This window comes from Shinella sp. NM-101 (genome assembly GCF_021401195.1).
Taxonomy (GTDB): domain Bacteria; phylum Pseudomonadota; class Alphaproteobacteria; order Rhizobiales; family Rhizobiaceae; genus Shinella.
The window spans coordinates 26,638-40,381 of sequence record NZ_JACBFT010000021.1 but is presented as its reverse complement, the minus strand read 5'-3'; the positions used below and the strand labels follow the sequence as shown (position 1 = coordinate 40,381).

18 protein-coding genes and 1 pseudogene are annotated in these 13,744 nt (G+C 59.6%); 6 read left to right on the top strand and 13 right to left on the bottom strand.

All coding sequences use genetic code 11. From position 1 onward, the window contains the following. Window positions 1-204 precede the first annotated feature (204 nt). Window positions 205-639, top strand: a complete 435-nt coding sequence (locus tag L0976_RS25330) for a MucR family transcriptional regulator (protein ID WP_234189708.1) — start codon at window positions 205-207, stop codon at window positions 637-639. A 402-nt stretch (window positions 640-1,041) separates the two neighbouring features. Beyond that, window positions 1,042-1,212: a hypothetical protein gene (locus tag L0976_RS25325; protein WP_234189707.1), complete on the top strand. Its 171-nt coding sequence runs from the start codon at window positions 1,042-1,044 to the stop codon at window positions 1,210-1,212. A 27-nt stretch (window positions 1,213-1,239) separates the two neighbouring features. Here L0976_RS25325 and L0976_RS25320 read toward each other — a convergent pair. Next, window positions 1,240-1,614: pseudogene (locus L0976_RS25320) on the bottom strand (IS6-like element ISRsp9 family transposase); the annotation flags it as partial. 294 nt (window positions 1,615-1,908) lie between these two features. Then, a complete protein-coding gene (locus tag L0976_RS25315) occupies window positions 1,909-2,337 on the bottom strand; it encodes a hypothetical protein (RefSeq protein WP_234189706.1) in 429 nt (142 codons plus the stop codon). A 145-nt stretch (window positions 2,338-2,482) separates the two neighbouring features. Here L0976_RS25315 and L0976_RS25310 point away from each other — a divergent pair, with 145 nt between their 5' ends. Beyond that, entirely contained in the window at window positions 2,483-2,794 is a 312-nt protein-coding gene (locus tag L0976_RS25310; protein WP_234189705.1) for a type II toxin-antitoxin system HigB family toxin, read from the top strand. A 15-nt stretch (window positions 2,795-2,809) separates the two neighbouring features. Further along, window positions 2,810-3,190: a type II toxin-antitoxin system HigA family antitoxin gene (locus L0976_RS25305; RefSeq protein WP_234189704.1), complete on the top strand. Its 381-nt coding sequence runs from the start codon at window positions 2,810-2,812 to the stop codon at window positions 3,188-3,190. Window positions 3,191-3,425: 235 nt separating this feature from the next. Here the strand turns inward: L0976_RS25305 and L0976_RS25300 are convergent, their stop codons facing one another. After that, on the bottom strand, window positions 3,426-3,944 hold the full coding sequence (locus tag L0976_RS25300; RefSeq protein ID WP_151652271.1) for a DUF6428 family protein: 519 nt from the start codon (window positions 3,942-3,944) through the stop codon (window positions 3,426-3,428). Window positions 3,945-3,987: 43 nt separating this feature from the next. Here L0976_RS25300 and L0976_RS25295 point away from each other — a divergent pair, with 43 nt between their 5' ends. Together L0976_RS25295 and arsK are read left to right on the top strand one after the other, a co-directional pair. After that, the gene (locus L0976_RS25295; protein WP_133037164.1) at window positions 3,988-4,356 is read left to right on the top strand and encodes a helix-turn-helix transcriptional regulator; all 369 of its coding nucleotides are present in this window, start codon (window positions 3,988-3,990) and stop codon (window positions 4,354-4,356) included. Next, window positions 4,322-5,566 carry an arsenite efflux MFS transporter ArsK gene (gene arsK, locus L0976_RS25290; RefSeq protein WP_151652270.1) on the top strand — a complete coding sequence of 415 codons (1,245 nt, stop codon included), beginning with the start codon at window positions 4,322-4,324 and terminating at the stop codon, window positions 5,564-5,566. The genes L0976_RS25295 and arsK overlap by 35 nt, the downstream gene beginning before the upstream one ends. A gap of 35 nt (window positions 5,567-5,601) precedes the next feature. On the opposite strand, the gene L0976_RS25285 is transcribed toward arsK, so the two are convergent. The 10 genes from L0976_RS25285 to L0976_RS25240 form a co-directional block, all read right to left on the bottom strand. Continuing rightward, complete coding sequence (locus L0976_RS25285; protein ID WP_151652269.1) at window positions 5,602-6,630, bottom strand: EamA family transporter; 1,029 nt, start codon at window positions 6,628-6,630, stop codon at window positions 5,602-5,604. Between the two features lie 338 nt (window positions 6,631-6,968). Next, on the bottom strand, window positions 6,969-7,715 hold the full coding sequence (gene arsH, locus L0976_RS25280) for an arsenical resistance protein ArsH (protein ID WP_192800822.1): 747 nt from the start codon (window positions 7,713-7,715) through the stop codon (window positions 6,969-6,971). After that, window positions 7,672-8,094: an arsenate reductase (glutaredoxin) gene (gene arsC / locus L0976_RS25275; protein WP_151652268.1), complete on the bottom strand. Its 423-nt coding sequence runs from the start codon at window positions 8,092-8,094 to the stop codon at window positions 7,672-7,674. Before arsC ends, arsH begins: the two co-directional genes overlap by 44 nt. A gap of 2 nt (window positions 8,095-8,096) precedes the next feature. After that, window positions 8,097-9,155: an ACR3 family arsenite efflux transporter gene (gene arsB, locus L0976_RS25270; RefSeq protein WP_151652267.1), complete on the bottom strand. Its 1,059-nt coding sequence runs from the start codon at window positions 9,153-9,155 to the stop codon at window positions 8,097-8,099. Beyond that, window positions 9,155-9,682 carry an arsenate reductase ArsC gene (locus tag L0976_RS25265; RefSeq protein WP_151652266.1) on the bottom strand — a complete coding sequence of 176 codons (528 nt, stop codon included), beginning with the start codon at window positions 9,680-9,682 and terminating at the stop codon, window positions 9,155-9,157. Before L0976_RS25265 ends, arsB begins: the two co-directional genes overlap by 1 nt. Before the next feature lie 15 nt (window positions 9,683-9,697). Then, on the bottom strand, window positions 9,698-10,138 hold the full coding sequence (gene arsN2, locus L0976_RS25260) for an arsenic resistance N-acetyltransferase ArsN2 (RefSeq protein WP_151652310.1): 441 nt from the start codon (window positions 10,136-10,138) through the stop codon (window positions 9,698-9,700). Beyond that, on the bottom strand, window positions 10,135-10,488 hold the full coding sequence (locus L0976_RS25255; RefSeq protein ID WP_151652265.1) for a helix-turn-helix transcriptional regulator: 354 nt from the start codon (window positions 10,486-10,488) through the stop codon (window positions 10,135-10,137). The genes arsN2 and L0976_RS25255 overlap by 4 nt, the downstream gene beginning before the upstream one ends. 93 nt (window positions 10,489-10,581) lie before the next feature. Further along, a complete protein-coding gene (locus L0976_RS25250) occupies window positions 10,582-11,577 on the bottom strand; it encodes a tyrosine-type recombinase/integrase (RefSeq protein ID WP_151652264.1) in 996 nt (331 codons plus the stop codon). Continuing rightward, entirely contained in the window at window positions 11,574-12,494 is a 921-nt protein-coding gene (locus L0976_RS25245; RefSeq protein WP_234189703.1) for a tyrosine-type recombinase/integrase, read from the bottom strand. The genes L0976_RS25250 and L0976_RS25245 overlap by 4 nt, the downstream gene beginning before the upstream one ends. Next, the gene (locus L0976_RS25240; RefSeq protein WP_151652262.1) at window positions 12,491-13,723 is read right to left on the bottom strand and encodes a tyrosine-type recombinase/integrase; all 1,233 of its coding nucleotides are present in this window, start codon (window positions 13,721-13,723) and stop codon (window positions 12,491-12,493) included. The genes L0976_RS25245 and L0976_RS25240 overlap by 4 nt, the downstream gene beginning before the upstream one ends. Between the last annotated feature and the right edge of the window lie 21 nt (window positions 13,724-13,744).

The window sequence follows — 13,744 nt, the reverse complement described above, 5'->3', positions numbered from 1 at the left end:
AGGTGCCCCAAAAGGGAACAATTGTAACGATCCATGACATCTCCACATGACGATGATGCTGAAAACGCTATTCAATCCTGGAGCAGGGAAAGACTGCGCGTCGGAAAATCCGTTCAGAAATGGAAAACACCACGGGTGAGACCCAGTTTTGACACGAATTGAGTCCGCTGATAGCTGCCAGACGCTATTCGAACGGAGAGACCGATGACCGAAACCCACCCTGATTCCGTAAGTACCAATCTTCTTGTCGAGCTCACCGCCGACATCGTCGCCGCCTATGTCGGTAATCATGTCGTGCCGGTTTCGGAACTCTCGGGCCTGATCGCCGATGTACATGCCGCGCTCAACAATACGACGCAGCCTTCAGCCGCGATGGAGCCGCCGGTCGTCACCGAGAAGCCGAAGCCACCGGTCCCGGTGAAGAAGTCCGTGCAGAACGACTACATAATCTGTCTGGAAGACGGTCAGAAGTTCAAATCGTTGAAGCGCCACCTGATGACCCACTACGGCATGACCCCGGAAGAATACCGCACGAAGTGGGACTTGCCCGCCGACTACCCGATGGTCGCCCCGGCCTATGCCGAAGCTCGTTCGCGTCTCGCCAGGGAAATGGGGCTCGGGCAGCGCCGTAAAAAGTGAATAGGCGAGCTCGACAGATGCGTGCCGACCGTCAGGGTCAGGCGCAAAAGTGCCCGCCAGCCTTCAAATATTCTGATGACAATCGCTTTATACCCCTGCGTTCTCGCTAGCGGTAGTGAACCGGCCCGAGCTTAGGTTCAAATCACGGATATGCATCCATTGCCGCCTTGACTTCCGATAACATTCATTATCGGAATCCAGTCGAGATGAGAAACGAGAACCTAGTCAACTAAGCGCATAGTCTCGGACGAGTCCCTTGTTAAAGGCGCCCAAAAAGTATGTTTACACATACATTGATGCGCCTAATGCCTTTCTTGGGATATTCCGAATACCGCACATTTGCAATGCGCTGCCTAGAGGGTGTATATGCTACAATACGCATAATCACCAATCAGGTATGCCATGGCAGACAAGACCAAGCCATTTGCAGCACTGACCCTCGGCAGCCGCTCGGCGCTGAAGCTGCTCGCCGCCGAGATCCAGGCAGCGTGCAAGGCGAGAGGCTGGACGGAGGCCGACCTCGCTGAGCGCGCCGGGTGCTCGCGGCGGTGGCGTCGCCTTAACCTGACGTAGGACGCAATCATTTCTTTGTCCTGAATTTCAGGCTTGGATCGGCAACGCGATCTCACGCCAGGTGGCGCTGGCGAGGGCGCGGAGTTGGCGATGATCAGCGGCATTCAGGTGTTTTCGATGAAGTTGGAAAAGATTGGCAATTTGGCCGTGGGTTGAGACGAAACGTTGGCATTGACCTGCCGACTTGAACCGCATCATGCGTCGCTCTCGTCGTCGAACGGGAAGGTGAGAATTTTCTGCGAGGGTGTTGAGCCCTTTGTGCGAACGGTGTTCGATCCCCAGCATGATCTCTCGCTTTGCGGCGGAATAAGAACGCAGCTTGTCTGTCACCATCACGCGCGGCGCAACAACTTGGCTCTTCAACAATTTGCGCATCAGCCGAAGAGCGGCTCCCTTGTTTCGACATAGGGCGTGGTCGCAGATCGGTGTGTGTGTTGCCGAAAGGCCATTAATTGGGGCAATAAATCAATGGGTTAGTTCCATAAGGTATCTTATGCGATATGATATAACGTTACGATATTCGCCTTAAAGGCGGTATCGGTAATTGATCCGCCACCCGCATTACTCTATGTTTTTCATCGAAAATGGAATTCGGAGAAGCGATATGACCGAAGCGACCAAAGACCTCCCGCGCGCACCCAGGTTCTGGTGGGAAAAGACCCTCTTCGCGTTGGTCATCCTTCTGCCTTCGACGATCTATCCTTTCGCGACCGCGTTCAATTCCTCGATAACCCCCATCGGCACGTCGCTGGTTGTCGCGGGCACCCTGATCGTCCTCCTCCTGCTTTCGATTTTTGGGATATCGGGCCGACCTTCGTCGAAAAGGCCGAGGCTAGGTTCCAGAACCGTTACGCGGCGGACATCTATTCGATCCCGGTGACCTTCGACGCGAAGCCGACACTCGTGCCGGGCTTCTCCCGGCTGACAGCAATACGCGCTGACAATAGCCAGGCCATCGGCGCCTGGGCGTTGAGGTTCAACCACGGACGCCAGGTGGCATGAGACCTCGTCATGGGCGACGAACCGCCGCCCGCTTTGACGATCCGGTAGAGCCGATTTCCTGAAGTTTCTGATCGACAAGTGATTCACACGGCGCTCATGGCCGTGGCGCAGAACCGTGGCCATGTGCGTTTTCGTGTGGACTGGATGGGGTTGATCGGCAAGACCGACTGAGATTTTATGCGGCGCAAATTAGGATTCGGATACTGGTTTCCAAATTGGGAATTTTGAGCTTGTTTCCAGATTGGGAACGCGATATATAGGAGCCAACGTGAACGTTATCGCTAAGTCCGCGTTGGTCAATTTCTGGAGCGACCTGCCGAAAGGAGCGCCAAGAGAGACTGCTGAAGCGGCGATGACGGAATGGTATGCCACCGCATCAAAGGCAAGCTGGAGCAACTTCAGTGAGCTGAAGAAAACTTTCAACTCGGCCGACATCGTCGCGGGCAACAAAGTGATTTTCGATGTGGGTGGCAACAAATATCGCGTTGTGGGTTTGGTCGCATTTCGGACGAAGCGGATTTTCGTTCTGTTTGTCGGGACGCATGCCCAGTATGACGCGATTGACGTCGCAAAACTCTGATGTGAGGAAGTCGACATGCTGAATTTGAAAGCTTTCCGAACCCTTCAGAGCGAAGACGAGTACAATGCCGCACTGAAGGAAGTTCGGCCGTATTTCGAGAACGAACCTGAAGAAGGCACTGAAGAAGCGGCTCATTTTGACGCGCTCGTTCTTCTGATCGAACAGTATGAAGGCAAAAACTATCCAATCCCGGCTGCGAGCCCGGTCGAGGTGGTCAAGTCGGTGATGGCCGCTAACAACTACACTCGTGCGGATCTGGTAGCCGTTATCGGCTCTAAAGCGCGGGCTGCCGATCTTCTGAACGGCAAACGCGAAATCAATCTCGAACAGATCCGAAAGCTCAGCAAGGAATGGAATATTCCAGCTGGGTCGCTGATTGGTGACGTCGCTGCCTAGTAGGTAAGACCTACAAGGCTCCTCGGCGTCAGCTGCAACTGCGCTCGATTCGATCCGCAATGGTCGGCTCGAGGTGGCAACTAATGAAAGTTCCGGCTCTTGACCTTTAGTCGATCGATCAAAAGGTCGGGTACTTATCCCGAGCCTGACACTATGCCGAACCCGTTCCCGAAAGCCCGAGATTTCAAGTAGGTCAGGATCGGAGGCTCGGCATAGATGCAGGTCTCAGAGAAGCTCAGGCGCAACACTTCGAACTGGCTGTCGCCGGCCCGCAGCAGGAACCTGCTGCCGTTGCTTGGTCAGCCAGCCAGCGCTCACGCGGTTTGCAGCTCGACGGCCGAGCAGCCAGCGCCACCTCGAACCGATCCCCAGCCAATCGCGGCGACGACGCGCAATACAGCGCCATCGGCCGACTTCCGTCACTGACCTCGAAGGTGAGCTTGGCAGCCGGATCGAGCCGGACGTGATCCGAAACCTTGCGGATGATCGCGGAGAACTTCCCCGCCGGCATGTGGTTCCTGCCGTCCTCGTCTATATCCCAGAGCTGGACGAACATCTCCGACCAGGCTTCTGGGTTGGCGCCGCAATCGAGCGCCGAGAATGCACCCGCTTTGACCTCGGTGACATGATAGCCCGCCTTCACCGGCTGCCCCTCGTAGAGAAACACGAGCGGCGCCTCGGGCGCAGCCGCCAGCCCGTCGAGAAGCTGGCCAAGCGTGATATCGGAGGAAACAGCCTTGTCGATCGCATTCATGTGCGCTACTCCTATCATTCAATGATTCAAGGATTATTGAAATATGGATGAACGTCAAGCCCTCACGTCATTTGCGGCCCTGTCGCAGGAAACCCGCCTCGCTATCGTCCGAACGCTGGTCGTCGCCGGACCGGACGGGTTGGCCGCCGGCCTGATCGCCGAGCGCATGGGCGTCTCGCCCTCGAATGTATCCTTCCACCTGAAGGAGTTGGAGCGCTCTGGCCTCATCGCGCAGCGACGGGAATCCCGCTCGATCGTCTACAGTGCCAGCTACGATGCGCTGGCCGATCTCGTGAAATTCCTCATGGAGGACTGCTGCGCCGGCCACCCGATGGTCCGCGAGGGCGTGGAGCGATCCGAGGGATGCTGCAAGACGGATGCTGACCAGAGCGAGGGCGACGTCGTTGCGTAATCCGAACGTTCCCGTTGGCATCGTCGCCGCGCTCGGCCTGACCCAGATTATCGGCTACGGCACCCTCTACTATAGCTTCAGCATCCTGGCGCCCGGCATGGCGGCGGATCTTGGTATTACCGTCGCACAGGTCTTTGCCGTCTTCTCGGCCTCGCTGTTCGTTGGCGGGCTGTCAGCGCCGTACATAGGGCGGCAGATGGATCGCATTGGCGCGGCATCGGTAATGGCGATCGGCTCGGCGTTGTCCGCGCTGACCTTGATCTTGTGCGCCTGGTCGCCGTCGGTGGCAGTCTTCGCGTTGGCCATTGTCCTGTTAGAGATATCGTCCGGCATGGTCCAGTATCAGGCCGCGTTCGCGGCACTGGTGGAAGCCGATCCCCGCTCCGCATCACGGAGCATCACCTATCTCACGCTGATCGCAGGATTCGCCTCAACGATCTTCTGGCCGATTGCCACGGCACTGCTCGGCTATCTGTCCTGGCGGGAAATCTACCTCGTCTATGCCGGGCTTAACCTTCTTGTCTGCATGCCGTTCCACCTCTGGATCGTGCGAAAGGGAAAGGTCGCAGCCGCCGGCGGAATGAGGCCGATGCGCGAGCCCGTCGTTGGGGCCATTCCTCGCGAGCGCCGCCGCGGCGCTGTCCTTGCCGTCTCGGCAGCATTCGCGCTGCTCGGCTTCACGCTTGGAGCCATGCTCGCCCATATGGTGCCGATGCTCGGTGCGCTTGGATTCGGAAGCGCCGCCGTCGTCATCGGCTCGCTGTTCGGCCCGGCGCAGGTTCTCAGCCGACTGATCAACATGATCTTCGGCACGCGGCTCGCGCCGCCCGGTCTTGCGGTTCTCTCCGCCGTCTTCATGGTGCTGAGCGTCGTCATCTTGGCGCTGTCCGGCAACTGGCTCCCCGGTGCGGTTGCCTTCTCGATTTGCCTCGGCCTTGGGTCGGGCATCAACAGCATCGCGCAGGGCAGCTTGCCGCTCTACCTGTTCGGTTCGGACGGATACGGTGCGCTCACCGGCAAGATGGCCGCCTCACGACTGGCCGCCGGCGCGGCTGCGCCGTTCACCTTCGCGGCGACGATGGAGCAGTTCGGCATAGGCGCGTCACTCGTCTTGAGCGCCGCGCTCGGCTCGATCGGCGTTGCGGCGTTTGTCGCGGTGGCGATGGCGACGAAGCGGAGCCTCGTCGCCACACCGAGCCCGTCAATTTGACCGCAACCAACGGGCATCGTCGATGCCTGGCCGCGTCACGGCTTTTGTCGAGCAATACTCCTTTTGTCGACCTCGGATGCTTGTTTCCGAGTCAGTCCGATATCATCAAGTTGGTGTTCGTCGAGCATCGACAGGGGGTGGGATCGTTGCGAGGCACCCATGCTTTGGGCTTCCTCGATAGGAAGTTCATCCGCATCCCGCCGCAGAACCACCATCGCCACGCCGATGATCAGCGCGGCTCCCAACCATTGCAGGGTGATGAGGCGCTCGCCCAGGAAAAGGAACGACCCGATGATCCCGAACACCGGAATGAGGTTGAAGAAGCTGCCGGCAACGCTCGCCCGCATCGACCGGAGCGCGTACAGATAGAGCCAATAGGCAAGCGCATAGTAGAGCAGTCCCGAGAGAATGATCGTAGCGATGTCCTGGACCGGTACGGCGGCTGCGCCCGATAGATCGACCCGGGACAGTTCAAGCGGCCAGATTGCGAGCATCCAGCCGAGAGCCACGGTCTGCTGGACGGCGACCGTGTAGAGCGGATCGGCGATGAGATTGCGCGCGAGGACCGTGTAAATCGCGCAGCAAAGCACGCCCGCCAGAATCAGAGCTGTCCCCAGCTTCACGGCTGAAGACGGCTCGCCACTCCAGACGCCGCTGACCAGCAAAATCCCGCACGTCGCTAGAGCCACGAGGCCGACGAGTTGGCGATCAATTCGTTCCCTGAGAAATATCCAGGCAAGGCCGAGGATGAGAATAGGCTCGAAGGCCCAGAGCAAGGCCGTGACACTCGCACTCGTCTGGGAAAGGCCGAACATGCTGAATGTGTAGGCCCATCCGGGATTGAGAAGGCCGAGCAAGCCGATAGGCAACAACAAACGGGTGGCTGGAATATCCGGCTTGGTGAAAGCAACCGCCAGCCAAAGTGCGATGACGCTCGGCACGAGCTGAAAAAGAAGAATTGTGACAGGTGGAAACGACGAGAGGAGTGTCTTGCTGAGAATCGTACCAAGAGCCCAGCACAGACACGCCCCTACAATCGCCACACGAGGCGAAAGCGAGGACATGACTATCTCCAAAGAAGGTTCAAACGAAGGTGGTGGACCGCCGAAAGCTAGGCGTCGTCGTCACACCGATCGTATGAAGGCAGTCTTTGGGGACGCTTGCTCATATCGCCTTGGATACCCGTCGTTGTTGCATGCCCAGCGGGTGGAATTTAATCGACCCGGTTCCCGCTTATATCACGCTGCCCTGTGCTCGAACACCACGCGGCGATGGCTGCGTTGACGTTTCCCTTATCCCAGAGAGCGCGTCATATAGACCGATGGCTCCCGACCACGGATCGCTACGAACAGTCTTGGTTCATTCAACACTGTCGTTGGCGACGGGACGGCCGAAGGCCGGGCTAGATCGACCTTAGCGATACCCGCTTCTCAAGCTCGGCCGCCTGTTCCTTGCGCTCACTGTAGCGGTCGGTGAGATAGGCGGAAGCATCGCGCGTGAGGAGGGTGAACTTCACCAGCTCCTCGCAGACGTCGACCACACGGTCGTAATAGGAGGAAGGCTTCATCCGACCGTCGGTGTCGAATTCCTGATAGGCCTTGGCGACCGAGGACTGGTTCGGAATGGTGATCATCCGCATCCAGCGGCCGAGGATGCGCATCTGGTTCACCGCGTTGAAGGACTGACTCCCGCCCGAGACCTCCATGACGGCGAGCGTCTTGCCCTGCGTCGGCCGAACCGATCCGACCGAGAGCGGAATCCAGTCGATCTGGGACTTCATGATGCCGGTCATCGCGCCATGACGTTCCGGGCTCACCCAGACCTGGCCTTCCGACCATTGCGAAAGCTCGCGCAGCTCCTGCACCTTCGGATGGCTCACCGGCGCTTCGTCAGGCAGCGGCAGGCCCTTCGGGTCAAAGATACGAACCTCGCATCCAAGGCGTTCGAGCAGCCGGCGGACCTCGAACGCGAGCAGGCGGCTATATGACACCTCGCGTAGGGAGCCGTAGAGGATCAGGATGCGGGGCTTGTGCGTCGAGTACGAAGGGCGCAGGGCATCGACGTCGGTCGTGCGCAGGTGCTGATCCTGCAAAGCGGGGAACGTGTCAGGCAATGCGCTTTCCTTCCTGGTCGAGAACCTGTTCGCCATCCTCCTTGAAGAACGGCCCCTTGAAGGTATCGGGCAGGATGTCGAGCACGGCCTCGGACGGGCGGGCCAGCCTCGTGCCGAGCGGGGTCACAACGAAGGGACGGTTGATGAGGATCGGCGTCGCGACCATCGCATCGAGCAACTGGTCATCGGTCAGGCCCGGGTTGTCGAGACCGAGATCCACATAGGGCGTGCCCTTCTCGCGGATGGCTTCCCGAACCGTCAATCCAGCGTCTGCGATCATGGTCGCAAGCTGCTCGCGCGTCGGCGGATTCTGCAGATACTCGATGACAACAGGCTTGATCCCGGCCGCGCGGACCAGCGCCAGTGTGTTGCGTGACGTCCCGCAGGCGGGGTTATGGTAGATGGTGGCGTCCATGGTCAGTGCCTTTCGGTAACGGTGGTTCGGGAAACGGCGGGGGCAGCCTCGTACCAATCCTTCGAGCGGTTCACGATCCACACGACCGACAGCATCACTGGAACCTCGATCAGCACGCCGACGACGGTTGCGAGTGCCGCGCCGGACTGGAAGCCGAACAGGCTGATGGCGGCGGCAACCGCGAGTTCGAAGAAATTGCTGGCGCCGATCAGAGCCGATGGCCCGGCAACGCAATGCCGCTCGCCGGTCATTCGGTTCAAGAGATAGGCAAGCCCGGAGTTGAAATAGACCTGGATCAGGATCGGGATGGCGAGCAAGCCGATGACGGCGGGCTGGGCGATGATCTGCTCGCCCTGGAAGGCGAAGAGCAGAACCAGCGTCGCGAGGAGCGCCAACAGCGAGACCGGCTGGAGCTTTGCGAGCATGCCATCGAGTGCGCGCATCGTTCCGTCTGCGGTGAGCCGCCGGCGGATGAGCTGCGCGATGATGACGGGTACGACGATATAGAGGGCGACGGAGAGAACGAGCGTGTCCCACGGCACGGTGATGGCGGAGAGGCCTAGCAGCAGGCCGACGATCGGGGCGAAGGCGACGACCATGATCGCGTCATTCAGCGCGACCTGCGAGAGGGTGAACAGCGGCTCGCCGCGCGTCAGGTTGCTCCAGACGAATACCATGGCCGTGCAGGGCGCGGCGGCCAGGATGATGAGCCCGGCGATGTAGGAATCGATCTGGTCGGCAGGCAAATAGGGTCGGAACAGCCAACCGATGAACAGCCAGCCGAGCAGCGCCATCGAGAACGGCTTGACCGCCCAGTTGATGAACAGGGTCACGCCGATGCCGCGCCAGTAAGTGCCGACCTGCGCCAGCGACCGGAAATCGATCTTCAGCAGCATCGGGATGATCATCAGCCAGATCAGGATCGCCACGGGGATGTTCACCTTGGCGACCTCGGCCGCGCCGATAATCTGGAAGAGACCGGGCATTAAATGGCCAAGGGCCACGCCGACGATGATGCAAAGGAAGACCCAGATGGTGAGATAGCGTTCGAAGGTGGACATCAGGCGGACTTTCCTTCGGGGCTGGTCGTACCCTCCATCGCACCGATCTGGCGGAGCCTGGTCTCCAGCGCCATGCGATCGATCGAGGCAAGCGGGAGGTTGATGAAGGCCGTGATGCGGTTCTTGAGGAAGCGTGCGGCCTGGGCGAAAGCACGCTGGATCTCGACGTCCGATCCGACGGCGGCTGCCGGGTCCTCGACGCCCCAATGGGCCGTCATCGGATGGCCGATCCAGACCGGACAAGCTTCGCCGGCGGCGCTGTCGCAGACCGTGAAGATGAAATCCATCTGTGGAGCACCGGGCTCCGCGAACACATCCCAGCTCTTCGACGAGAAGCCCGTCGATGGATAGCCGAGTGCCTCCAGTTCCTTCAGGGCATGCGGGTTGACCTCGCCCTTCGGCTGGCTGCCGGCTGAGAAGGCTTTGAATTGTCCGCCACCTTCCTTGTTGAGGATGGATTCGGCGAGAATAGAGCGAGCGGAATTGCCCGTGCAGAGGAACAGCACGTTGTAGGTCTTGTCGGTCATGGTCGTGGTCCGTGGTTAGGTCGGCGGCCTTGTGAGCCTCATGATGGTCGCCGATGATGGGCAGATGGAGGAAAGCTGGCGTGTTGCCAGCACCGCAGCAGGCACGCTGTCCCGCTGCACTTCAGAGAATCCGATGCTCGCGAAGAAGGAAGCCGCGCTCGTCGTTGCGAGGAAGACGCCGCCGCCAGGGTCGAGACTCGCCACAGTCACCTCGACGACGGCTTTGCCGAGGCCGGTTCCGCGTCGATCCGGATGCACGACGACGGAACGGAGGAGGTAGTCGCCATCGCAGCGCTCGACGCCGGAGAAACCCAGAACTCGGCCATCCGATGACAGCGCCTTGAAGAAGGTGCGGCCGTCATCCTCGATGTCGTCGGTGGGCAGACGGGCGTCCGTCAACGCCGCCTTGAGGTCAGCATCGCTGCCTGTGATCTGCTCCAGCCTGATCGTGCTCATGACACCTTCGCCTCCGGGCTGCAGCAAGGCCCCAATTCGGCGATCAGCGGGGCGCAAAGCTCCGTCGATCCGCCGCAGCAGTCCTTCAGCAGGAATAGCGTCAGCTCACGCAGGCCGTTGAGGTCGGCGCGATAAATGATCGATCGGCTCTGCCGCTCGCTCGTGACCAGGCCTGCCCGCGAAAGCGTCGCGAGATGCGCCGACATCGTGTTCTGCGGCACGTCGATGAGGCGGGCCAGTTCGCCGGCCGGGATGCCGTCGGGCTCGTGCCGAACGAGAAGCCGGAAGGTCTCCAGCCGCGTGGTCTGGGCCAAGGCGCCAAGCGCCGCGATTGCAGTGTTACTATCCATATATCCAGAATATCGGATATGTTGCCGATGTCAATGCGGCTGGCGATGAATTGATGCCGCGGCTTATGCCACGACATCATTCGGATCAGATGTTCAGAGCTGGTCGAGGAACGACAGCAGAGTGTCATCCGCCTTGAACCGGCGGTAAGCTGTCCCTTCGAACGGCTGTACCTTTGCGAGCGCCGCTTCCTTGATGGCAAGATGGGCATGAAGATATGGCTGGGTCGAGCGCGTAGACTCGTGTCCAAGCCACAACGATATCACCGTCGTATCGACGCCTGCGCCCAATAGTTCCATGGCGGCGCTATGTCGGAGGACGTGCGGGGAAATGCGCTTGGCTCGTAGCGAAGGGCACCGCTCCGCTGCTTTCGCCACGTACTTCGCCAAGAGATACTGCACTGCATCAGCGCTCATCCGAGCACCATGCACGGTCGGAAAGAGTACGTCGCTGTTCGTCCTTTGCGATTCCTCCATCCAATTTTTGAGCGCGCCGTTCAAAAGCTTGGTGATTGGCGTAATGCGCTCTTTCCGCCCCTTCCCGAAACATCGGATTCGACCGCCAGCGCCAAGTGTGACGGCGCTGCGGTCAAGGCCCACAAGTTCGGAGAGCCGCAACCCGGTTTGCACGGCTGTTAGCAGCAGGGCGTGATCGCGGCGGCCGATCCATGAACGACGGTCGGGAGCCGCAAGGATGGCTTCGATCTCGGTTCGGACCAGATATTGAACTTCCCGCTTCGAGCCGATCTTGCCGGGGATGGCGAGAACCCGTTGGATCTGTCCACCATAGGTTGGCTCTTCAAATGCCAGGAAGCGGAAAAATGCCCGGATGGCGGTGAGCCTGAGATTATGGGTCGTGGGGCTGGCGCGACGCTCCAAATCGAGATCGTCAAGGAAGGCGACCACGAGGTCGGCATCGAACGCATCGAGGCGAAGGTCCGAAGGGGCAACGCCGGTCCGGCGATGCGCAAACTTCAAGAAAAGCTTGAAGGTGTCGCGATAGGAGGCGATCGTATGCGGGCTGGCGTTCCGCTGGCGCGTAAGGCGCTGGGTGAAGAAGCGTTCGATCAGGCGGGGAAGAGGATTGGTCATGCAGTCGCCTCCCAGCTTGCTTCGAGCAGCAGCTTCGCGTGATTGAGCAGAGCCGGATGGGCCGACAAATACCAATAGGTATCCCGAACATGCGTGTGTCCCAGATACGTCGAAAGCTCGGGCAACCTCCGCGCGACATCTTCCCCCTGTTCATACCAGTTCAACAGGGCGCGCACCGCGAAGGTATGCCGAAGATCGTGAATCCGTGGCCCCTGCCGCGAGTCCGGCGCACGCAATCCGGCCTTCCGCGTCCAGGTGACAAAGGCATCACAGGTATTCCAATGGTTAAGGGCGCGGCCATAAACACCTGTAAAGAAGAGCCTGCCAGCCCGCCGCGCTGGGCTGACATCACGTTCCGTCGCGTAGCGGGCGAGAACTTCCGTCGTGGTCGGGTGCAGAGGCACTATTCGGCTCTTTCCGAACTTGGTCTGCCGGATCGTCAAAATGCCGGCATTGAGATCCACATCGTCTCGCTCAAGCAGGAAGGCCTCCGAAAAACGCAGACCGGATGATGCGATCAAACCGAAGAAGCAGTGGAGGGTTCGACCTCGCAAGCTCTTCGGATGCAAGACGAGCATCGTCGCGAGAAGGTCGGAAATCTGGTCGTCCGAATAGATATAGGGACGCGGTCGACGCTGAGGCGGGAAAATCCCGGATGGTGGAACTTCCGTCCTTGGCTCGACCACCGCGACGTGGCGCGCAAAGGAACGGATCGTTGACAGGCGCGAAGACCAGCTTGCCGGGCCGCATTGATGACCTGCCCATTCCACCGCAAGCTTCGATGTAATGTATGGTTCGCCGCACACCTGAGCATATTCGACAAAGTTGCGAAGGCGCCTCTCCTGGGTCGTCAAATGGTATCCGAGAGAGCGTCGCAAGGACAGGTATTGTTCAAGGGCGTTCTTCAGATCTGTCATAGCAGTGTCCCCATCCAAGGCCGCGACAGGGAACGAAGCCCCTCCATATCTACCTTTGCGTAAATCCGCGTCGTGTCGGGTTCTTTGTGGCGAAGCACTTGGCTGACTTCCGTCAGGCTGGCTCCTGATCGTATCGCGATGGTCGCGAATGTGTGCCTGAACACATGCGCATAGCGTGATCGCAATCCCGAAATCCCAGCGCGCTTCAGCGCCCGCCCAGCGATAAGGGATACCGTCGAGGCGGACCGGAAAGGGGTATTTGGCGTCTCAACCCTATGAAAGATGGTTCGGCTGCCCGACGACGGGCGTCCGCGCAGAATGTAGTCGGAGATCGCCTCTCCAACATCCTGCGGGAGGGGCATGGATGCGATCCTCCCGCCCTTTCCCTTCACGCGGAGCAACCCCGCTCGCCAATCAATGTCGTCCAGTGTGAGTAATGCCGCCTCGCCGGCGCGGAGTCCAAGACGAGCAAGCAATAACAGGATTGCATAATCCCGACGGCCGGCAACGGTCGATCGATCACACGTCAGCAAGACGTGCTCCAGCTGATCGGGTGTCATGAATGTCGGCAGCGTTCTCAGGCGGAGGTCCCTCACGCTAGGAATGGCAGAGGCGAGATCTTCCTGTATAAGTCCAACCGTTTGCAGAAACCGAAGTAGGCCGCGCAACCGCGAGCACATTATGTTCGCCGTCGCGCTACTATAGCCATCGAAACGATCGGCAAGGTACTTGCGAACGTCATTGTGCGTGATTTGAGAAATGCCAGCGTGCTTCTCCCAGGTTGATTCTAGGAACTGGCGGCCGAACCAGATATGCGATGCGATCGATCGCATCGCATAGCCCCTGCGGCGTAGGCTTCCCGCATATGAGGCTAACGTGTCGCCGATTGGATCATCCGGCACGGGAGGCCGAGATAGAACGCCAGCATTCAGCAAGTCATTCTGCAAGCGTCGGAGGGCACGACGCTCGCCGTTCCGCAGCGTGCCTGCAGCAGCACTCTCGTCGACGAACTTATCGATATCGTGATAGTCGAGGCGCTGCGGATCGCTTTCGCCACCGCCGTTCTTCCAGACGAGAAATGCGCTGATCACCCTTAGCGTCGAGCATATGCTTCTGGCAGCATATCCCTCGGTCTTCATCACCTCGATCAGGGACGCGACGCACGCTCGATGCGACCAGTCTTCGATCGGCCATCTAAGGGTAACCGGCTTCAGTTGAGTGGTAGTCATGGATGCCTCCGCTAGTTTGCT